Annotated in this window: 14 protein-coding genes; 6 read left to right on the top strand and 8 right to left on the bottom strand. The window is 69.4% G+C overall.

Annotation, left to right across the window (positions count from 1 at the left end; genetic code table 11):
* Window positions 1-58: 58 nt before the first annotated feature.
* The 3 genes from ACN6LB_RS25255 to ACN6LB_RS25245 are packed head-to-tail and all read right to left on the bottom strand — an operon-like array spanning window position 59 to window position 4,019.
* Entirely contained in the window at window positions 59-994 is a 936-nt protein-coding gene (locus ACN6LB_RS25255; protein WP_445027901.1) for an AAA family ATPase, read from the bottom strand.
* A complete protein-coding gene (locus ACN6LB_RS25250) occupies window positions 991-3,069 on the bottom strand; it encodes a vWA-MoxR associated conflict system protein (protein ID WP_445027900.1) in 2,079 nt (692 codons plus the stop codon). The genes ACN6LB_RS25255 and ACN6LB_RS25250 overlap by 4 nt, the downstream gene beginning before the upstream one ends.
* Entirely contained in the window at window positions 3,066-4,019 is a 954-nt protein-coding gene (locus ACN6LB_RS25245) for an alpha/beta hydrolase (RefSeq protein WP_445027899.1), read from the bottom strand. Before ACN6LB_RS25245 ends, ACN6LB_RS25250 begins: the two co-directional genes overlap by 4 nt.
* 228 nt (window positions 4,020-4,247) lie before the next feature.
* Between ACN6LB_RS25245 and ACN6LB_RS25240 the strand changes: the two genes are divergently transcribed.
* The 3 genes from ACN6LB_RS25240 (at window position 4,248) to ACN6LB_RS25230 (ending at window position 8,308) form a co-directional block, all read left to right on the top strand.
* Complete coding sequence (locus ACN6LB_RS25240; protein WP_445027898.1) at window positions 4,248-5,657, top strand: hypothetical protein; 1,410 nt, start codon at window positions 4,248-4,250, stop codon at window positions 5,655-5,657.
* A gap of 150 nt (window positions 5,658-5,807) precedes the next feature.
* Window positions 5,808-7,073: an AAA family ATPase gene (locus ACN6LB_RS25235; protein ID WP_445027897.1), complete on the top strand. Its 1,266-nt coding sequence runs from the start codon at window positions 5,808-5,810 to the stop codon at window positions 7,071-7,073.
* Window positions 7,070-8,308, top strand: coding sequence for a vWA domain-containing protein (locus ACN6LB_RS25230; protein WP_445027896.1), 1,239 nt, complete (start codon window positions 7,070-7,072; stop codon window positions 8,306-8,308). Before ACN6LB_RS25235 ends, ACN6LB_RS25230 begins: the two co-directional genes overlap by 4 nt.
* Before the next feature lie 88 nt (window positions 8,309-8,396).
* Here ACN6LB_RS25230 and ACN6LB_RS25225 read toward each other — a convergent pair whose 3' ends face one another.
* Complete coding sequence (locus ACN6LB_RS25225) at window positions 8,397-9,398, bottom strand: zinc-binding dehydrogenase (RefSeq protein WP_445027895.1); 1,002 nt, start codon at window positions 9,396-9,398, stop codon at window positions 8,397-8,399.
* Between the two features lie 304 nt (window positions 9,399-9,702).
* On the opposite strand from ACN6LB_RS25225, the gene ACN6LB_RS25220 reads away from it, so the two are divergent.
* Complete coding sequence (locus tag ACN6LB_RS25220) at window positions 9,703-10,746, top strand: hypothetical protein (protein WP_445027894.1); 1,044 nt, start codon at window positions 9,703-9,705, stop codon at window positions 10,744-10,746.
* A gap of 31 nt (window positions 10,747-10,777) precedes the next feature.
* Here ACN6LB_RS25220 and ACN6LB_RS25215 read toward each other — a convergent pair whose 3' ends face one another.
* Window positions 10,778-12,547: a serine/threonine-protein kinase gene (locus tag ACN6LB_RS25215; RefSeq protein WP_445027893.1), complete on the bottom strand. Its 1,770-nt coding sequence runs from the start codon at window positions 12,545-12,547 to the stop codon at window positions 10,778-10,780.
* A 101-nt stretch (window positions 12,548-12,648) separates the two neighbouring features.
* Between ACN6LB_RS25215 and ACN6LB_RS25210 the strand changes: the two genes are divergently transcribed.
* Window positions 12,649-12,849 carry a hypothetical protein gene (locus ACN6LB_RS25210; RefSeq protein WP_445027892.1) on the top strand — a complete coding sequence of 67 codons (201 nt, stop codon included), beginning with the start codon at window positions 12,649-12,651 and terminating at the stop codon, window positions 12,847-12,849.
* A gap of 12 nt (window positions 12,850-12,861) precedes the next feature.
* Here ACN6LB_RS25210 and ACN6LB_RS25205 read toward each other — a convergent pair whose 3' ends face one another.
* Window positions 12,862-13,341 (bottom strand): hypothetical protein, encoded by a 480-nt coding sequence (locus tag ACN6LB_RS25205; RefSeq protein ID WP_445027910.1) that lies wholly within the window; start codon window positions 13,339-13,341, stop codon window positions 12,862-12,864.
* Window positions 13,342-13,485: 144 nt separating this feature from the next.
* Window positions 13,486-14,793, bottom strand: coding sequence for a phosphatase PAP2 family protein (locus ACN6LB_RS25200; protein WP_445027909.1), 1,308 nt, complete (start codon window positions 14,791-14,793; stop codon window positions 13,486-13,488).
* A 636-nt stretch (window positions 14,794-15,429) separates the two neighbouring features.
* On the opposite strand from ACN6LB_RS25200, the gene ACN6LB_RS25195 reads away from it, so the two are divergent.
* Window positions 15,430-17,244 (top strand): RICIN domain-containing protein, encoded by a 1,815-nt coding sequence (locus tag ACN6LB_RS25195; RefSeq protein ID WP_445027891.1) that lies wholly within the window; start codon window positions 15,430-15,432, stop codon window positions 17,242-17,244.
* A gap of 265 nt (window positions 17,245-17,509) precedes the next feature.
* On the opposite strand, the gene rph is transcribed toward ACN6LB_RS25195, so the two are convergent.
* Entirely contained in the window at window positions 17,510-20,107 is a 2,598-nt protein-coding gene (rph, locus tag ACN6LB_RS25190) for a rifamycin-inactivating phosphotransferase (RefSeq protein WP_445027890.1), read from the bottom strand.
* Between the last annotated feature and the right edge of the window lie 484 nt (window positions 20,108-20,591).

The raw sequence follows: 20,591 nt of genomic DNA, 5'->3' as shown, positions 1-20,591 counted from the left end.
GGTGGCGGCCAAGGCCCCCACCGCCCGGGCCAGCGGACCCGACGTCCGGGAAGGCCCTTCAGGCACGGGACAACTCGCGCAGGACCAGATTCATGACCTCCTGGGTCTCCTCTCCGCCCGGGGCGCTGCCGCCGGTCAGCAGGTGCACCGCGTTCAGCAGCTGGTCGATGGCGAGGGTCTGGCCCTCCGCGACCCGTGCGACGAATTCCGCGACGAGCGCGTAGACCTGCGAGGAGCTCCCCGCGTCCCCCTCGGCCCCCAGGTGGGCGTCGACGATCCGGAGCAGTGTCTCGGCGGTCGGCAACGGCATGACGTAACGGATACAGCGCCGCAGAAAGGCGGGAGGAAAGTCGCGTTCGCCATTGCTGGTCATCACGATGAACGGGAAGGCGCCGCACTGCACGCGTCCGCGCTCCACCCAGCTGCGCTCGGCACTCCCCCATTCGCGTACCAGGACCTCGGTCTCCCGGTAGCGGGCGAGTTCGGGAATCTCGAACTCGCCCCGTTCCAGTACGTCGAGCAGATCGCTCGGCAGGTCCAGGTCGCCCTTGTCGATCTCGTCGATGAGCAGCGCACGGGGGCGAGGGCCAGGAAGCAGTGCGGTCCCGAGCGGCCCCAACTGCAGGAAGGGGGTGATGTCGTCGCTGCCGCCGGGGCCGTCCAGCCGCTGCGCATGGATGCGGCCGAGCGCGTCGTAGCGGTACAGCGCGTCCGTCAGCGTGCTGCGCGAGGTGATGTGCCAGCGCAACACCTCACCGAGCTTGAGCTCCGCGGCGACCTGCTCGATCACCGTGGACTTTCCGGATCCTGCCGGGCCGGTGATCAGGAGCGGCCTGCGCAGCGCCAGTGCCGCGTTGACCGCGCCGACCAGACCGGACGGCGGCTGGAACTGTCGGTGCACGGCCTGCCGAGGGAAGGTCCGCCACGGGGGTGGCTCGCCGAGGTCGACGTCGCGTGGCGTGCCGTCCCCGACGTAGAAGGGCTGCCAGGTCATGCGGAGTTCTCCCTCTTGGTAGTGAACTGCCCGAACCAGTCGCAGAAGTCGAGCCACTCGGTGTCGTGCCACACCGTGCGCCACTGGGCCAGATGCTCCCGGCCTTCGAGCCCCTCCTGTGCGTTCTGCCCCCAACTGCAGCGATACGCCTCACAGAACTCCGCGGGCAGGAGATGCCAGTACTTGTCGAGGCTGTCCTGGAATCTGCCCGGAACGCAGTCGTCGACGCCCGGCCAGAGCACAATCGGGGCGTACTCCAGAAGTGCTTCCATCACCCGCTCGAACTGCGGCGGCCGATGGTTCAGAGCAAGCGCCCGCGGGTACACCCCGTTCCCGAGCCGTTTCCGCAGCTTTTCGAGCTCTCCGGTGTCCTGCTCGCCGAGCCAGTCCACGGGCGCGCCGCCGGGGTTGCAGGCGTCCATCGCCTCCAGTTTTTCCCTGGCCCGTACGTTGATCCGCCACAGATGGTCCGGCGGGCACAGCCGCTCGCTCCAGCGCAGTACGACATCATGCTCGGCGCCCAGGGGTTCCCTGACGTCGGCCTCCTCGGGGCGCCAGCGCAGCAGCAGGGCGGCGGGGGCGGCGATCTCCACCCGCCGCAGCCGGGCGCCGATCTCCTTCGCCTTGGGGGTCGCCCATTTCAGTACGTCCGTGAGCCGCTGCTCGACAGCTGCGGGGTCGGGCCTGCACTCGAAATCGCGGTCGGCGTAGGCCTTTCCCCGGTCCAGCAGCCATGCTTCGAGGACGGAGGGCCACAGGTCACCGGCTGCGACGCGCAGGATGATGACGAGGCGCACCCGGGTTCTGACATCCTTGTTCGCCAGTTTCGCGAACTCGTCGACGAGTTCGACCTCGGCGCCCACGGTGCGCGCCCAGGCCCTGAGCTCCGGCCGGTTCTCGTCGAACCCGTCCTCGACGGCCAGCGCGGCGACGAACGCCGCCAGCGAGGTCGTGCGCGTCCCGTCGCCGCGCGGTGCCCTGAGCCGCAGAAACTCCACGGCGTCCCGTCGCAGCGTGCTGCCGGAGGTGTCCGGCAGTCGGGTCGCCGATCGTCCGGCGGCCCACCACAGGGCACGCTGCAGCCGCTCGGACCCCAGCGGCTCACGCCCGGGCCAGGAAGCGAGCAGGTCGATGGTGCACAGGCCGTCCATCACCCCCTTGATGACGCGCAACGCCCATGCCAGAGCGATGGCGTTGTCCGACGAGCGCTCCCGCAGCAGGCGGCGCAACGTCTCCAGCGAGTCGGGTCCGGTCATCGGCTCCATCAGAAGCTCGGAGCATCCGAGCGGAGCCACGGCCAGTTCCAGTTCCTCGGTCGCGACGGGCCCGAGCACCGATCCGCCGCGCAGACGGTGGCTCGCGTTCCGCGAGAGCCACGGCCGCTCCCCCTGCCGGGCCCCGTCGTACTCCACCCGCCGCGCGTCCTGCCCCGGAGCCTTGAGCCGTACGGCGTCCAGGACCGCGTCGGCGCGCAGGAACTCACCCCCGTCGCCGACACCCCCCGTGAGCACCTGGACGAGGCCCCTGGAGAACGCGAGACGGTAGGCGGTCTGGGCCGCGCCGACCGACATCAGCAGGGAGAGCCGGGCCGCGCCCTGACGCACCCCGCCGTCCAGCGCGCGGAGGTCGGGCACCGCTCCGCCGGCGTGACAGGTGTCGACGACGGCAAATACTCCGGGCAGGCCCGGTGTCTCCAGGACCTGGGTCAGCAGCTCGCCCACGTTCACGGCGGTGGCGATCTCGTCGGGGCGGGAATTGCCCGCCATCAGGTAGAGGGTGGAGTTGCGGCCGGGGGTGATGCCGTGCCCGATCAGCACGAGGACCAGTACTGCCCCGTCCTGCCCGGCCCGTTCGGCCGCGCCCCGGATCGCGGCTTCGATCCGCGCCTGGTCGACCGCTGCGCCGTACAACAGCGAAGGTGTGGCCTCGAAGCCTTCCGCGCACCCGCCTCGCCACTGGTCGGTGAGCAGTTTGTGCAGCGCTCCGGACACCTCTTCCAGTTCATCGAGCGGCCCCAACTCCGGGCACTGCGGGGCGATGACGAGCACGTGGCGGACCCGGGCCGGGGTTGTCATGGCTGCGTGGCATTCTCGATCGCCTCGACGAGGCGGCCCGCCACGGCTGGTTGTGCCAGGTATTTGACGGCGGGGTGCACCCACGCTCCGTTCGAGTCGACGCGGTCACTGACGGGCAGGACTGCCTCGCCGTTGGGCCGGACGGCCTTCTCCAGCAGGGGCGCCCCGACGATGAGGTCGTCGCGGTCCCAGAAGTTGAGCCATCTGGCGACCGGCCGGGGAACCGCCACGGGCTGGGGCCTCATCCGGGCGCGCACCGCCGTGCGCAGGCCGATCGGTGAGCCGAGGGTCACCAGCAGGGGGATCCGCCCCTCGTACGACTGCAGCGTCTCCAGCGCGACGACGGTGCCGAGTGAGTGCGCGACGACAAGCGTGGGGCCCGCGGGGTCGAGGGCCTCCTCGACGCGGCCGCGGATGCGTACGTCCAGGGACAGTCCCTCCTCGTCGGGCTCGCCGCGGCGCAGATAGCGGGCCACCTGGCGCAGCTGGCCGACCATCAGGCCCGCGCTGGCCCAGCGTCCGAAGGTCCGCAGCCCGGGCAGCGCCAGCAGCGTGTTGGCGGCGGTCAGCACCTGCCGTGCACCGGAGCCGGCGCCTTGGGAGCCGCCTTCGGGGGAGAGTTGAGCCCGGGCGTGGTGCAGGGTTGCGGCGTCGTCGTGCGGCGTCGGGTCGGCCAGCCGCTCGTCGATGGACTCCAGCAGCAGCGCGGCGACGGTGTCGTCCTCATCCGTCGCTTCCGGCGCGTCTCCCTGCGCCTGCGGTGGACCGAACAGATCCCCGTAGTAGGCGAATCGCGCGTCCGCGGCCCAGCCCTGCACGAGGTCGAGGACCCGGCGGGAGTGGCCGGCGCGACGGGCCCCATCCGCCAACGCCCGTTGCCAGACGTCGAGTTCGACGGCCGGATCCCGCAGGCCGCCGATGCCGTGGACGAACACCAGCCGAGGCTTCATGATCCCCCCGCAAGCCCCCGCCCGGGGCCTCCGGGCACGCTGTTCAGATTAGCAACTCCGGTGCTGACAGCACCCCTTGTGGAACAGGATCCGAAGCGTCCGCAGGACAGCCCGTGGCACTCCGCGGGAAAATTCCTGGCAGATCGAGAAGAGGAGCGTTACGATCACGGCGATGAAGACTCCTTCTGTCAGCAGATTGGGGGCCCCGTCCGCTCAAGGTGAGTGCTGATGCTCACTGACACCGCGAATCGGGACTCCCGTATTTCCCTGTGGCTGCGCGTGCGCGAGTTCGCCGTGCCGCCCTCGATGATCGAGACCGCGACCGCCCGCCGTTGTGCCGGCGACTGGGCGGGAGCGTGTGCCGCCGCAGGCATCGACGTCGATCTGGACCTGCGTTCCGTGGCGCGCGCTCGTGGCCAAGGCCTCGCGTCCCAGCTCCGGGCCGATCTCCGCCATCTGGCGCCCGACCTCCTGCGCTGGCACATGCCGAGGATCGCTCCCGACGGGCTGCTGCGCCCTGGCCTGACCCTCGCCCTGGCGCGCTACGGCACCGGGGGACGGCGTGGCGCGGGTCCGGTGCACCTCGTGGCCCGCACTCCCCCGGCCTGGGCCGATGCCGGCCAGCGCATCAGCCTCGCGCTGTGGGACGGATCCCGCTCCGAGGCCGGTGCACACCGCCATCCGCATCCCCACCCCAACCGGCGGTTCCGGCTCGACCTGCACCGCCATCTGTGGGACGCGCGCAAGGCCGGTGAGCTGCGGACACGGTCGGGGGCCGACCGGCTGCCCGCCGACGGCCCCGCTGTGCCGGACCCGGATCCACTGTGGCCAGGGCCTCAGGAGCACCCCTGTGCCGTCGACCGATGGGCGGCCGAAGCGGGGATCGTGCTGGGCGCCGAGGGCCGGTCCAGCGGCACGGTCACCGTGCGGCTCGGTGGCCGGCGTCGGCTGGCCCTGGACCTGGTCCCGGACGGCGACGGTGTGGGGCCACCCGCGCTGCGCATCTCGACGGCGCCCACCGGTGGCGCCACCGCGGCGCTACCGGTCCTGCCCGACGCGGCGACCTGGGTGACACCCGACCTCGAACTGATCCGCTCCGGCCTGATCGACGCCGATCGGCTGCACCCGTTGGTCGCCTCGGCTCTCGTACCGGGTCATACGCCGACCGTGTCGGCCCGGCACCCGGAACCGGCACGGCAGCCACATCTCGTGGAATGCCGGGGAGCCCGGCACCGCATCGGCCTGGTCGACGGCGTCCTGGCGCCCCTGGACCACGAACCGGCCGAGATCAGGCGGGAGGAACTGCTCGCCGCGCTGACGGGTACTCCGCTGCCCTGCCTCCAGGCCATCGATGCGGCGCACCGCCGGCCGGACTGTCTCGCCGGTGTCCGCGAACGCCTGGACCACGGCGACACCGCCGGCGCACTGGCCGTCGTCGAGGGCCTGCTCGGTCCTGAAGCGGTGCTGCGCAGCGGCGCGCTGCAGGACGAACTGCAGTGGGCCGCGGAGCGACGCATCACCTACGGACTGTTCAGGGCGGGGCTGGTCGGCCCCGGGCCCCGATCCGGCCGCAACCTCGACGGTCCGTCCCGCCCCCACAACCACCGCTCACACCCTCGTCACACCACCGGTCGCTGACCCGGAACGCTCCACCGTCTCGCACGCCCCTCTCCCATGCGCCCCTCCCACGCGCTCGCCCGTTCGTTCACGCATTCATCCATGCATTCATCCATGCATTCGCTCGCTCATTTGCTCGTTCATTCGTCACGAATCCAAAGGTGATCAGACTTGCTCAAGCACGCCCCGCTCCCTCAAACCAGCACCCCTTCCTTCCCCCCTCAGGCCTCCCAACTCGACGTCGCCGGCGAGTTGCTGTCCCTGCTGCGCGACGCCACCACCGAACCGCGTCCCGACATCCAGCTGGAAGCCCTGACCCTCACCGTGGCCGCCGACCTGCCCGTGCTGCTGTGGGGTGAGCCGGGGATCGGCAAGACCGCGGCCCTGACCCAGCTCGCCGCGTCCCTGGACCTTCCGCTGACCACGGTGATCGCCAGCGTGCACGAGCCGTCCGACTTCTCCGGCCTGCCCATCGTCGGAGACGACCCCGCCGAACAGGGTGTCCCCATGGCTCCGCCGGACTGGGCCGTGCGACTGGTGCGCGCCGGGCGGGGCCTGCTGTTCCTCGACGAACTCTCCACCGCGCCACCGGCCGTGCAGGCCGCCCTGCTCCGGCTCGTGCTCGAAAGGCGCATCGGCGCACTCCAACTGCCGCCCGGCGTACGGATCGTGGCCGCCGCCAACCCCCGTTCCTCGGCGGCCGACGGCTGGGAGCTGAGCCCGCCGCTGGCCAACCGGTTCGTCCATCTCCAGTGGACCCACGACCACGAGGTCGTCGTACGCGGCCTCGGCGGGACCTGGCCCCGGGCCACGCTGCCGCGGCTCGACCCGGAGAAGTTGCCGGAGGCCGTGGACTTCGCCCGCCGCGCAGTGTGCGGGCTGCTCTCCGCCCGCCCCGGCCTCGTACACCGGCTGCCGAACAGCGAAACGCGTCGGGGCGGCCCGTGGCCGTCCCCGCGCAGCTGGCAGATGACGCTGTCCCTCATCGCCTTCGCGACCGCGGCCGGATCCTCCCGGGAAGTGCTGTCCCTCCTGGTCAGGGGCACGGTGGGGGACGGCCCGGGGCTGGAGTTGCTGGCCAGTCTCGACCGGATGGACCTCCCGGACCCCGAGACGCTCCTCGCCGACCCGGCCGGTGCCGAACTCCCCGAGCGCGGGGACCTCCGCCAGGCCGTGCTCGACGGTGTGGTGGACGCCGTCCGCAAGCGCCCTGAGAAGTCCCGCTGGGACGCGGCGTGGACACTCCTGGTCCGGGCGGTCGAGACCGGCGCCCCGGACCTCGTGGTCGTCCCCGCGACCACCCTCGCCACGCTCCGCCGCGAGGACTGGGATGTTCCGGCGACCATCGAGCGACTCGCCGGAGTGGTGTCCCTGTCCCGGCGGGCCGACCGCGTCGCGGACCGGTCCGCGGCACTGACCGCCAAGGCAGGCCGATGACCGAGGACGCACTGGAGGCACTTGACCTCGACAAGCTGTTCGCCGCCAGGCTGCACGCCGCTCGGGCCCGGCCCTACCTGGCGACGGCCCTGTTCGCCCTCCACACCGTCGCATCGCGGCAGGTACCGACGATGGCCGTCGACCGGCACTGGCGGTGCTATGTCTCGCCCTCGTTCGTGGACCGCATGCCGGTGGAGGAACTGGCCGGGGTGTGGGTGCACGAGGTGTCGCACCTGCTGCGCGACCACCACGGCCGCAGCGACCGGGTCGCGCGCGAACGCGGGCTCACAGGGCCTGGGGACCGGCTGCGGATGAACATCGCCGCGGACTGCGAGATCAACGACGACGCGTTCGGCGAGGGGCTGGTCCGGCCCGAAGGCGCTGTCGAGCCGGGGTCGTTGGGGCTGTCCGCGGGCGAGCTCATGGAGGACTACCTCCGCCAGTTCCGGCTCGGAGTGCACACACAGGACCTGGCGTGGCTGGACTGCGGCAGCGGCGCCGACGGACTGGACCGGGAGTGGGAGGTGGGGCCGGACGGCGCGTACGGGCTCAGCGCACAGGAACGGGACGCGGTGCGGTTCCGGGTGGCGCAGGGCATCACCGCCCGTCCGGGCAACACCCCGCAGCAATGGAAGCGGTGGGCGGAGGAGGCGTTCCACCCGCCGCAGCCCTGGCGGGAGTTGCTCGGCGCCGCCGTCCGCTCGGCGACCGGCTCAGGTACCGGCGAGGACTACACCTACGGCCGTCCGTCGCGCCGCTCGGCCGGGCTGCCCGGCGTCGTACTGCCCAGCCTGCGGCGCAGACCGCCTCGCGTCTGCGTGGTCATCGACACCTCCGGATCGGTCAGCGACGCCGAACTGGGCAGCGCGCTCCTGGAGGTTGCCGCCATCTCCCGTGCCGTGGGCGGCCGCCGCGACCTGATCACCGTACTGCCGTGCGACGCGGCGGCACGGATCGTGCACCCCCTGTGCCGCGGCGAGGGCATCCCGCTGATGGGCGGTGGGGGTACGGATCTGCGCACGGGCTTCGCCAAGGCCCTGCGCACCGGCGCCCCACCGGACGTCATCGTGGTCCTCACCGACGGGCAGACCCGATGGCCCGCATCTCCCCCGCCGTGCCGGACGGTGGTGGGCCTCTTCCCCCGGCCGAACAGGTACCGGCCGCAGGACGAGGACGACCCCGACTACGCACCTGACTCACCGCCCGCGTGGGCGCGGGTGGTGACGATCGGGTGAGCACCGGGATGGCCCGCCTCGATGGTGGCCGTCCCGGAGTCGCGGATGCGGTCCGCGGGCACGGCGGTCTCAGCGAGGAGTAGCGGCACTAATGCCGGACGCGGACGACGAGTTTGCCGGTGGCGCGGTCGTGCTCCATGTCGTCGTGGGCCTGCGGCACCTGCTCCAGGCCGTCGTAGACGCGGTCCACGGGGAAGGCCAGCCGGCCGGCCGCGACCGCGTCGAGGATCTCCTGGAACGCTTCCCGAGGCAGGTCGGCGGCGTCGCCGAAGTAGCCCGCCAGGCGCACGCCCTTCGGCAGGTACTCGTTCGGGGAGAAGTCCCGCACCGTCCACTGGTTGGAGAGGCTGCCGCCGAAGCAGGCCGTGCCGTGCACCCGCACCGCGCGCAGAGTGTCGGGCAGGGTCGGCGTGCCGACAAGATCAAGGGCGGCGTCGACGCCGTCCGGGTACAGCTCGCGCACGGCGGGCGCGACCTCACCGGTGTCGAGCAGAGGATGGTCGACACCGTGCTCCTTCAGTGAGGCGAGGCGGCCGGCCTGCCGGGTGGTGGACAGCACCGTGGCGCCGCGCCACGTGGCCAGCGCGGCGGCTGCCAGGCCCACCGAGGAGGTGCCGCCGCGGATCAGCACGGACTGACCGGGCTTCAGGTCCAGGCCGACGGTGAGCGAGCCGTGGGCGGTCTGCACCATCTCAGGCAGAGCACCGAGCACCTCCCAGGGCAGATCGGTGTCGACGGGGATGACCTGGGACAGCGGCACCGACGTGTATTCGGCATAGCCGCCGTCGTACGTGCGCCCCATGTCCCCCATCATCGCGACGACCTTCTGCCCGGGAGCCAGCCCGCTGCCGGCCGGGGCCGCGTCGACAGTGCCGGCGGCCTCGATACCCGGCACCCGGGGAAAACTGACGCCCACGCTCACACCCAGCCGAAGCTTCAGCTCCGAGCGGTTGAGGCCGAACGCCTCGACGCGGATGCGCACCCAGCCGTCCCTTTCGGGCGGGAGCGGGAGCGTGGTCAGTCGCAGGTTGTCCACGGGGCCGGGGGCGGAGAGCCGTACGGCACGCATGGAGGTGGGCGAGGACGTCATGGGCCCGCCTTCTTCCCAAGTAGGGGTAGGAGAGTCGGTCAGCGGTGGTCAACATGCGGCCGCTGCGGTTTCATTCCCGAGTCGCCCCGGGTTTCCTCCTGTTGAGATTCACCGTCGTCCGCCGACCGCCCTGGCCCTGTATTCGAAATGGACCGCATATCCAGTTGGGCGCGCCAGCGCATAATCGCCCAGATCTCTGGAAACATAACCCAGGAGAGGGCCTTTGAGTGGCACTCGGGAGAGTGGTGGTTGTGGGCCGCGCAGTGCAGGCTGCGGCGTCAACTCTCCAGGTGAAGGAGAGCACATGGGGATCGGTAATCAACTCAGAGAGTGGGCGGAACGCAACGTTGGTGCTGCCGAGAGCGATGACGCGGTCGTCGTCAAAACCACGCGGTATCTGCGGCTGTCAATGATCGTGCTGGTGATCGGCCTCGCCGCAGCGATCCTCACCGAGTACTCGAAGTCTCACCTGAAGGGCGGCGGCAGTGGGCACTGCTGGCAGCCTTCGATCAGCGCGTACTACTACACACCTGTGCAGTTGGTCTTCGTCGGTGCCCTGGTCGCGATCGGCATCACTCTCATCGTGCTGAAGGGCAGCACCGAACTCGAGGACGTCTTCCTGAACTTCGCGGGAATCCTCGCGCCGGTGGTCGCCTTCGTTCCGACGCCGAATGTCGGTGAGTGCGGGTCGGTCCTCACCGACACCGCCAACCGGGGTGTCAACATCAGCAACAACGTCACCGCGCTGCTCATCATGGCCGGTGTCGCGCTCGCGGTCCTGGCCCTGCTGAAGTGGTTGGACCAACCGGCGACCAGCCCTCCGGGATTGAAGGCGCCCAAGGATGAGGCGTTGGCGCACCGGATCGCCATGGTTGGCTATGTCGCGGTGGGGGCTCTCTACATCGCAGCACTGGCCCTCTTCCTGCTCAACCGCCCATTGTTCAACGCCAAAGCGCACTGGGGTGCCGCGATCACGATGTTCGCGTTCATCATCCTTGCGGTGATCAACAATGCAATCAACTTCTATTTCACACGGAAGCAAGTTGAGGCAGAGCGGGCGGCAAACAGTACGGCCGACGGCTCCAAGGCCGCAAAACCACTCAACCGCTACGCGGTGATCGCGGCCTTGATGGTCGCCACACCGTTCGCGGTGGTGCCCTGGGCCGGCGACTACAAAGCGATCTGGCTCGAGGCAATTCTGATCACACTGTTCACGGCCTTCTGGGTGATTCAAACCCAGGAGCTGTGGAATCACGGACTGCGCACTCCGGAAGGCGTCCTCGCCACTCTTCAAGAGCCGCAAGGCGCCCCACGAAACGACATCCCCGGGCCGGATCACGCACCTTGATCGGTCACACTGAGCGCCGTATGGGCGGCGGTCAGGACTTCCGTACGTACTCCGCCGGTTCTGCGTCCGCCGCCATGCTGTACAGCAGCAGATGGCCGTCGCGGCCGACCGTGAGAAAGACCGAGTCGGGCTGACGGCAGCCCTTGCCCGACTGAGCCGTGTACATCGCCGGACTGAGCGCCAGCACCGGGGACACCGCACCGATGACGAAGGTGCTGTCGCAGTACTGCTCCGTGCCGTCATCCATGCCCGCCGTGACCGACATCCGCACCAGGCGGCCACCGATCGGACCCTGAGCGATCCGGATCAACTCCTTCTCCCGATAGGTCTCGTTGGCCGGCACCCAGGTGCCGACGTACTGGTCCGGCACCGCGTCCCGGCCCCCGGCCGACCGGTAGAAATCGGCCGTCAGGCCCCCGGACTTCCACACCAGTACGTCCCGCGACCGCACCTTGAGGGTCTGCTCGGAGAGCGGCGTGCAGCTTCCCTGCGGCACCCTCGCGGTCACCTGGCCCTTGCCGACGACCAGTGTGTCGGCGTCCGCGGAGAGCAGCTTGCTGCGCCCTGTGCACTGCGCATCTCCGTCGGTGTCGATGTACGCGGCGGCCTTGTCGCCCGTCGTGCCCGGTGAGATCTCCAGCCGCAGCACCCGCTTCGGCAAGTCGGAATCGCCCTCGACCACGCCTTCCCAGGCGCCGACGAACTCGTCCGGGACGCCCGGCTCGGCGCTCGGCGACGCCGAGTTCGAGACCGCCGCGGGTGCGCCGCCCGTCGCGGGGTCCTTCTCACCGTCGTCATGCAGCGCCAGCACCGTACCCGTGGCCACCGCGGCGAGCGCCACCGCTGTGGCGAGGGCCGGCCACCGCCGCCGCGTGGACCGCGTCGGCGTCGGCGAGCCCTGAGGCGGCGTCTCCGCCGTGAGCATCCGGGCGGCGAGCCGGCCGAGTTCGGCCAGCAACTCCGCAGGCAGCCAAGGGCCGTCCGTGTCGGTGCCGGTGTGGACAGCGAGCTGCTCGGCCGTGGGCCGCCGCTGCGGGTCCTTGGCGAGACAGGCGGCAACCAGACCGGTGAGCGTCTGTGGTACCCCGGTGAGGTCCGGCTCCTCCTCGGCGATACGGAACATCAGCGCGTGCAGCCCCAGTTCGGGGGAGCCGAAAGGCAGCCGCCCCGTCGCCGCGTACACCAGCACGGAGCCGAGGCTGAACATGTCCGCGGCCGGCGTCACCCGTTGTCCGCGCACCTGCTCCGGCGACATGAAACCGGGCGAGCCGAGCACGACCCCGGTGGACGTACGCAGACTGCCCGCGACGGTGTCCAGCGCCCGGGCGATACCGAAGTCGATGATGCGCGGCCCGTCGACGGTCAGCAGGATGTTCGACGGTTTGAGGTCACGGTGCACCAGGCCCGCGCCGTGGATGGCGCGCAGCGCACGGGCGAGCCGCCCGGCCAAGGCATGCACTGTGGCCTCGGGCAGTGGCCCGTAGCCCGACTCGACGACCTGCTGCAGTGAAGGTCCAGGCACGTACTCGGTGGCCACCCAGGGGGCTACGGCCTCGGTGTCGGCGCCCAGCACCGGCGCCGTCCACTCACCGCCCACCCGGTGCAGCGCGGCGACCTCCTGACGGAACCGGGCCCGGAACTCGGGGACTTCGGCCAATTCGGCCTTGACCACCTTCACCGCGGCAGCCCGCCCGCCCGCGGAACGTCCCAGGAAGACCTGGCCCATACCGCCGACGCCCAGCCTGCCGATCAGGGTGAAGTCCCCCATCCGCCGTGGATCCCCCAGCTCCAGGACCTGCATCCGTGCCCCGCTCTCCCCGTGTGCATCAGCTCGACCTGCGCGGCGGCGACATTACCGGTTCGAACAGAGGTGGCAGTACATGCAGTCGTACCATCGCCTCCATGACGATCGACGTCCTCGCCGAAGACCTCCAACCAGGCGACCTACTTGAGCTCTCGACCGAGTCCGGTACCCAAATCCTGCGGCTGACTGCTGTGGAACGGCGCACCCACGGCATCAAGTTCATGGGGCGCAACCACGACGGCACCCTCTACTCCAGCGGCATGAAGTACGGCCAGCCGGCGCGGTGCGTTCGGCAGTAGACCTTCCCCATGTCAAGCCGTGTGCTTATGGAGCACGCTGAGGTAGAAGCGGTCATGATCGGGTACGTGGGCGTCGCGACCAGGCGTGCCGAACACCGCGCAGACGTTCGCGGGTTGGGTGAGGATGCTGGATTGCTCTCCGAACGTGAGACGGTCGTTGACGTCGTGGCGGCAACCGGCGCCATCAAGGCCGGAGATCAGGTCTTCTCGAAGCACCGCGGACGGGTAGGACTCGGAGTCCGGCAAGACCAGGGGCGGCAACTTGGCCGTCGCGCCCGGCCGCAGACTGATCCAGATTCCGCTCACGAGGCGTTGGGTGATGACCAGCTCCAGGCCGTTCCAGGCATAGGGGTAGCCGTCAATGTCCGGGATCATGCGGATGGCGGGGTGCGGGCGCCCTGGGCCCAGGAGGTCCTCGGCCTCGGTGAGAGGCATACCGCAGTGAAGGGGGCCTATGCGGCCGGTCCGGGCGAAGTCGACGAGCACGTTCATCAAGGTCACGACGGTGACTCTGGCATCTCCTCGGGGCGGCCCACACCTGGATAATGCTCAACGGCTCGGTTGTCCTTCGCCGCACACGGTGCGCGTCCCGGGCCCGCCAGGAAGTGCTGGATCCGCGGCCTGAGGCAACAGGCGTCAAACCAGTTCGGGTTGCGGTTCCGGTTGCTGCGCGGGTGCGCTCTTCGGTCGGCGCGGTTCGGCGGTCCGCAGGTAGCCGCTGACCACTGATGCCATCGCCAGAATGAGAAGTGGTCCGAACACCCAGGGGTGTTGGGCCATGCGCATCGGCAGATAGCGGTATGCCAGCAGGAGCGCGGCGAAGACCGTTGTCCCGTAGGCGACCACCTGGATTTGCGGCCGGTCCCAGCCCCGGTCGAGCGCACGCAGCGCTGCCTCGATCGTGAAGGCGAACACCACGCCGGCGATGATGTCCGCGCCGTAGTGGTAGCCGAATCCCAGTGTTGCGCCGAGCGTGGCGATCAGCCAGAAGGTGCCCCCGTAACGCAGAATCCGTGGGGCCCTGCGGGAGTGGATGAAGATCGCGGTAGCCCACGCCGTGTGCAGGCTGGGCATGCAGTTGCGGGGGGTGATCTCGTCGAACGGCATCGGGTGCGGGGTGTGGATCGGCGGGGGTGTGTGCGGCCACAGGTCGGCCAGTGCCCAGTGTCCGCCGCCGGTATCGAAGGCGCCGGCGCCGTAGACGAAGATCGGCCCGACCACCGGGAAGATCATGTAGATAGCCGGCCCGAGGAGGCCGATCACCAGAAATGTGCGCACCAGATGATGGCCCGGAAAGCGACGCTCGACGGCCACGTTGCGCAGCTGGTACAGCGCGACGATGACCGCGGCCACCCCGATCTGGATGTAGACGTAGTCGAGAACATGGGCGCCGATCGGGCCGGTGGCCGCGATGATCCGGCCTGCCAGCCACGACGGGTTGCCCAGCGCGTGATCGGCGGTTGCCACGTACTGGTCGAGCACCATCGGGCGGGTCTTCGAGGTGATGAGCAGCCAGATATCACCGATCTTGCGGCCGGTCACCAGCAACAGGCCCAGTCCGACGCCCTTCAGCAACAGGACGCGTTCTGGGCCGGTGCGGCGCGTGACGGCAATGACCGCGCAACCCAGAATCACCCACAACGCGCCATTGCCGAAGTTCATCCTGGCGTCGAGCGCCCACCGCACCAGGAAGAAGACGAGGTCGATGCCGATCGCGGCACCAGCCGCGATGCACCGTTGCCGCCAGGTGAACACCACCATCATCAATGCCATGCCTGCGTACAGCAGTGGCCCCGACTTCGGGGCGAAGATCACCTCTCGCGTTTGGTTGGTGATCGGCCCCGGCACGCCGTAGCGACGCGCGGCGATCTCCAGTGCGATGAGGAATCCGAGGGCCGCCACACCCACCGCGGTCCACAGGATCACCCGTGGCTGACGCCACACGGCGACCACCGTTGTGCGGTTTATTCGCGCAAACACCCGCGATGCTATAGGTATCAATTCTTTCGACCGATTTATTGGATTGTTGGGCGACCGTTCATGAGTGCGATCATGTTAGCCGAGCGGAGCGGTGGGTTTCACTGTCCGGGAGGTCGCGAAAGCGGGCCGGTCGGGCCGACCGCTGTGACCGACACCGGAGCCTTCCCTCGCCCTTGGGCCTGCCCTCCGCCGACCCGGTTCCATGGCCACCGTGGACGGTTCGAGGCCCGTCGTCAACTGCCCGCGGGGCATGCCTCGGAGCAGATCATGTACGGATATGCCGGGTCTATTGTCATCCCCTCCACCCGCGCGCATGCTGTGTCGCACCGCCTCGCCCTACGGGGCGACCCGGGGCTGGGGCAGGGGCAGGGAAGCAGGCGTACGGCGGCCTGAACGCGCCGTCTGCACAGGACGCGCAGTCGGCCGTACGCGATTCGCCACAAGACGCGATGGAACGCGCAGTCGGTCGTACCCGCACGCGCCATGGGGCGTGGCCTCCCGCCATGAGCAAGGACCGGGCACCAACCGATGTGGAGTGGAAATCGCAAGGGGGAGATCGTGGCGGCTGACAGGCACTTACCCGTGCACGGGGGAATCGTCGTGGCACCGGATCCGGCCGAGCCTGGCGCTGCGGCGCCCGAAACGGGTCGCATCGTCCAGCAGTTCGGCCGCGTCGGCATCCTGGAGGCGGCGCCCGGCCAGAGCGACCCGGGTGGCAAAGGCGTGGTGCGCGCCAGCGCCGCCGACCTCACCGAGGCCGACCTGACAGGGCTGTCGGAGGCCGAACATCTGGCAGTCGAGGCACTGCGGATACGGGAGTCGGCGGCCTTCCGGACCGCGAAACAACAACGTTCCCGGGACGGTGAGTCCTGGGACCTGGGCGACTGTGTCGGGCGGATCGCCCCAACGGAGGCCGGACTTACGGCGGCTGCGGTGTCGGGGCCCACCAGCGCTCGACTCGAAGGCAGCGTCGCGCTGGGAATCGTCTTCGTCAGCGGACCTGGCGAACTGGCCATCTCCGCGGCCGAGAAGACCAAGATCCTCGCGGAGATCCAGGAAGGGATCGGCTGGTACGTCTCCGTCGCACCGGCCACTGTCAGCCTGTTCTTCGCGATGAGCCCCGAGACCGTCGACCTCGACCTGCCCAAGGCCGACCTCGATCTGGACGATCGGGAGAAGTACTGGCTGGACCCCGCCCTGAAATACCTCCAGACACAGACGGTCCTGGAGTACGTGAACGGCCTGCGCACCACGCATGCCACGGAATGGGCCTACTGCGCCTTCTTCACCAAGTACCCGCTCAGGCATCCCGGGTACGCCATGCTGGGCGGCCCCTATCTGGTGATGGACACCTCGGGGAGCACCTGGGGACCGGACAACATCGACCGCGTCTTCGCCCATGAGACCGGGCACATCTTCGGCTGCCCCGACGAGTACGAGAGTGCTCCGTGCGCCTGCGGCCAGCTGTTCGGGCGGTTCAAGGTACCGAACGGGAACTGCGAGACACGCGCGGTGGGGCGCGGCACCCCGTGCGTCATGAAGGCGAACACCTTCCAACTCTGCGACTACACCCCGAGCCATCTGGGCTGGTCGGTCCAGGGTCCGCTGCTCAACCACAACAGCCTCCAGGTGGCCGACATCGCCAATGCCGGCCGGGGCGACGGGACGACGGCCCTGCAGTGGCCGTATGCCGCCGGCAGCAACCAACGATTCCATCTGCAGGCCGTCGGCCACGGTGAACTCCGCGTGACGGCGGACCACTCCGGAAAGGTACTCACCGTCTCGGGCGGGTCCACGCTGGAGGGCGCGGACGTCGTGCAGTGGGTCTGGGGCAACCGGGATCACCAGCGCTTCACCCTGGAGGACGTCGGCGGGGGTGTGTACGCGCTCAAGGCCAAGCACTCCGGCATGGTGCTCGACGTCGCCGCCCCGTATGGCAGGCAAGGCAGCAGGCTGGTCCAGTCGACGTACACCGGACAGGCCCACCAGCAGTGGACGTACCGGGGCCAATGGATCATGGCGCTGCACTCCGGCAAGGTCATGGACGTGCGTGGCGGCAGCGTGAACGACGGGACGCCGATCATCCAGTTCTCGCCGGGTGTGGGGGACAACCAGTTGTTCCTGGTGGAAGAGCTGGAGGGCGGCTACGTGCGGCTGGTGGCCGCGCACTGCGGCAAGGTGCTCGACGTGACAGGCGGTTCACAGGCCAACGGGGCCGAACTCATCCTGTGGCCGTGGGGCGGCGGCGACAACCAGAGGTTCAAGATCGTTCCCGTTTCGGACGACCACGTACGTATCGTCGCCAAGCACTCCGGCAAGGTACTTGATGTCCGGGGCTCGTCGGTCGACGACGGTGTCCCGGTCGTCCAGTGGGACTGGAACCTGGGCGCCAACCAGCGCTGGAAGCTGCTGTGAGCCGAGTCCGCCGGGCCGTTCTCGGCCCGGCGGTTCCCGCCCGGCCGTCATGAAGGTGATCGAGAACGCAGGAAGTGCCTCTGCGCTGGAACGACAGGACGTGCTGAGCGTCCTGTACGTGGCAGCGGAAGAGGCACTTCCCGGGTGAACAACAGTTGCGGCGGGTCACGTCCGCGTATCCGCATCGCGGGCGGCGGTCGTGGGGGCGATCAACTGTTTGGTGTTGTGGTCAGAAGCTACGGACAGCGCTTCTCCGTGTGGTCAGTCAAGGCAGGATCTCGATGTACCCGTCGGTTCCGTGCACGCGGATCCGCTGGCCGTCCCGGATCAGCCGGGTGGCCTGCTCCACTCCTACGACGGCAGGCAAGCCGTACTCCCGGGCGATCACCGCTCCATGGGTCATCAGGCCGCCCACCTCGGTCACCAGCCCCGCGACTGCGACGAACAGTGGCGACCAGCTGGGGTCCGTGAAGGTCGTGACCAGGATGTCGCCCGCTTCGAGATCGGCGTCAGCCATGTCGAGGATGACGCGGGCCCTTCCCTCGATGGTCCCGGCGGATACCGGCAGGCCGACCAGGGCGCCGGCCGGCACGTCGTCGCGCCGGTACGCCCCGGTGAGCGCTTCGCCGTCCGAAGTGAGGACCCGGGGCGGTGTGAGCGCCTGGTACGTCCGGAACGCGTCCTTGCGCCGCTGGATGAGCCCGCCGTCCAACTCGTTGGAGCGCACGACGTCGTGGAGTTCCTGGAACGTGAGGTAGAAGATGTCCTCCTTCTCAGGAAGCACCCCTGCCTGCACGAGGCGTTCGGCCTCCCCCAGCAGGGCCTGCTTGTAGACGAAGTAGCGGCTGATGATGCCGTACTTCGGGTACTCCCGGTACCCGATGAAGGTTCGGACCTGGTCGATCATCCGCTTGGTCTCGTCGGCCTTCCGGTCCCCGTCCGGCAGGGCCCGCAGGCGTGACAGCACGTCCTGCTCCTTCTGCTGCGCCTTCTGCCGCCCCTGCTCGAAGCGCCGCTCGGCGGCGCCCGGCTCGAAGTTCCTGACGTTGTCGAGGATCACGGGCACGAGCGTGGTGGGACGCTCGCTCCAACGGGGCCTCGTGATGTCGATCTCGCCGACGCAGCGCATGCCGTACTGGTCGAGGTAGGCCTCGATGGCATCGCGCGCTTCGGTCCCGCCCGCGAACTTCGCCAGCTCGTCCAGGAAGCCCTCGTCATCGACGCCCTGGAGGAACTCCACCACCTCCGGATGGGCCCGGATCACATCCGCGACGTCGAGGAGCGCCAGTCCCATCTCCGAGGTGACGTTGTCGGGGGCGGACAGGGTGAGCGTGTCAGCCGCGTTCTTCTCGCCCAGCCACTCCTGCAACTTGTCGTTGAGCCACCACGTGGCCTCCATCCCCGTCATGATCGCCTGAATGCTCAGCGGATCGCTGAGCACCCGCTTGTGCTCCTCGAAGGCCTCCAGCAGAGAGTCGAACAGGGCAGGTCCGGTCTTCGTCCGGATGTCGCGCTCCAGGGCGGCGATGGACGTCCGGCTGCGCTCGATCAGCTCGGGGACGCTCGCCGGATCGGGCTCGGTCGGGGCGGACGCCCGGCGACCCGGCGGCCCGCCGGGAGCCGCGTCGGGGAGCGACGGGACGAAATCGCCGCCGTCGAGGACGGTCTCCAGAGCGTCCCTGACCAGCGGATCGCCCTTCCCTATGAGGTCCAGGAGGCCGGCGCGGCTCGCGGGCGAGGCCAGGCGGCTGGTGACGTCGACGAACAGCCTCCCGCCGGCCTCGTGCATCGCCACCATGGCCGTCAGCTGCCACATCGAGAACCCCAGCGGCTTCATGGCGTCGGTCATCATCTGCTGATGGCCCACGGAGACGTAGACGTGATTCTCCTGATCGTCGGCCACGGGGATGGGGTACAGCGTCGTGATCGGCCGGCTCTGAACGATCTGGAAGCCATCGTCGACCAGGCACCATTCGATGTCCTGTGGGCAGCCGAAGTGCTCTTCGATCCGCCGCCCGAGCTGTACGAGCCGCAGGGCCTGCGCATCCGTCAGCGCCGGCTCCTCCTGCCGCTGCGAGTCGATCGCCACTTGCTGCGTGCCGCCCGCGGGCAGGGCGTGAATGGCACGCTGTTTCGCGGCGATCGTCTTGGCGACGACTTCGCCGTCTCGCACCTTGAGGACGTCCGGATTGACCAGGCCGGAGACCAGGGCCTCGCCGAGGCCGAAGCCGGCGTCCACGGTGGCGACCTTCCGGTTGCCCGTCACGGGGTCGGCCGTGAACAGGATGCCCGACGCATGCGGGAAGACCATCTGCTGCACGACCACGGCCATGTGGACCGTACGGTGGTCGATGCCGTTCCTCCGGCGGTACGTCACGGCCCGCTCGGTGAACAGCGAGGCCCAGCACCGGCTGATGTGCTGCAGGATCGATGCCTGCCCCACGACGTTCAGGTACGTGTCCTGCTGGCCCGCGAAGGAGGCCGTGGGCAGGTCCTCTGCCGTCGCGCTGGACCGCACGGCGTAGGCGGCTTGCTCACCGTGCCGGGCGAGCGCGCCGGTGATCGCCGCCACGAGATCGCCCGGGATGGCGGCCTCTTCGATGATCCGGCGAATCCGCGCGCTGAGCGTGCGGATCGCCTCCTGGTCGTCCGGGTTCACGCGCGACAGCTGATCGAGCCGATCGTCGATCGACGGCACCTGCGCCATGACCCGTTGGAAGGCAGCCGTCGTCACGCAAAAACCGGCCGGCACACGGACGCCGTCGATCCGCGACAGCCCACCCAGGTGCGCGCCCTTGCCGCCGACGACCGCGAGCTGCGTCTGGTCAACATCTTGAAGACCCACCACGTACGGCTCACTCATCGCGACACCTCCGTGGCAGCCGCGCTCAGTTGCCCTGCACCGGCCGTTCGGATCACCGACGCCTCCCGTCCTGTCGAACCCCTTGTCAGACACATCCTCATCGCCGGTTGCCTTCCCATCGAGGAGCCGGCCGGCGCGCTCTCCCGCGCGTCCGTCCCGAACGCACGCATGCGCGCTGCCGGTCCCACCACTGGTTCGACGTCATCGCGTCCCTCGTACGTCGACAACAACACAAGCACCTCGTGCCCTCATTTCCGCAGGTTGTGGCATCGGCCGACGATTGTGCGCCCTGACCCGGGCCTTGCGGCAAGCCCCCCAGCGCGCTATAAGTTGCAAAGGGTAAGGAGAGCTCTCTCCTTGCCCTTGCCTTTTGCCGTCCAAGGGACTGACAACCTTCCGGCTACCGAGGTCGGCGCGAAACGCCGCGTCCTTGAGGGCACAAAGTATCCCGGTCCGTCCGGGACTTGAGCCTGCATCCGCCGGG

It is taken from the genome of Streptomyces sp. SAS_270, from assembly GCF_052543295.1.
This window is presented reverse-complemented; position numbering and strand designations above follow the sequence as displayed.

Bases quoted from the DNA above. Each gene is read 5' to 3' on its own strand.
- ACN6LB_RS25255 (WP_445027901.1), bottom strand. From the start codon at position 994: ATGACCTGGCAGCCCTTCTACGTCGGGGACGGCACGCCACGCGACGTC.
- ACN6LB_RS25250 (WP_445027900.1), bottom strand. From the start codon at position 3,069: ATGACAACCCCGGCCCGGGTCCGCCACGTGCTCGTCATCGCCCCGCAG.
- ACN6LB_RS25245 (WP_445027899.1), bottom strand. From the start codon at position 4,019: ATGAAGCCTCGGCTGGTGTTCGTCCACGGCATCGGCGGCCTGCGGGAT.
- ACN6LB_RS25240 (WP_445027898.1), top strand. From the start codon at position 4,248: ATGCTCACTGACACCGCGAATCGGGACTCCCGTATTTCCCTGTGGCTG.
- ACN6LB_RS25230 (WP_445027896.1), top strand. From the start codon at position 7,070: ATGACCGAGGACGCACTGGAGGCACTTGACCTCGACAAGCTGTTCGCC.
- ACN6LB_RS25225 (WP_445027895.1), bottom strand. From the start codon at position 9,398: ATGACGTCCTCGCCCACCTCCATGCGTGCCGTACGGCTCTCCGCCCCC.
- ACN6LB_RS25220 (WP_445027894.1), top strand. From the start codon at position 9,703: ATGGGGATCGGTAATCAACTCAGAGAGTGGGCGGAACGCAACGTTGGT.
- ACN6LB_RS25215 (WP_445027893.1), bottom strand. From the start codon at position 12,547: ATGCAGGTCCTGGAGCTGGGGGATCCACGGCGGATGGGGGACTTCACC.
- ACN6LB_RS25210 (WP_445027892.1), top strand. From the start codon at position 12,649: ATGACGATCGACGTCCTCGCCGAAGACCTCCAACCAGGCGACCTACTT.
- ACN6LB_RS25205 (WP_445027910.1), bottom strand. From the start codon at position 13,341: ATGAACGTGCTCGTCGACTTCGCCCGGACCGGCCGCATAGGCCCCCTT.
- rph (WP_445027890.1), bottom strand. From the start codon at position 20,107: ATGAGTGAGCCGTACGTGGTGGGTCTTCAAGATGTTGACCAGACGCAG.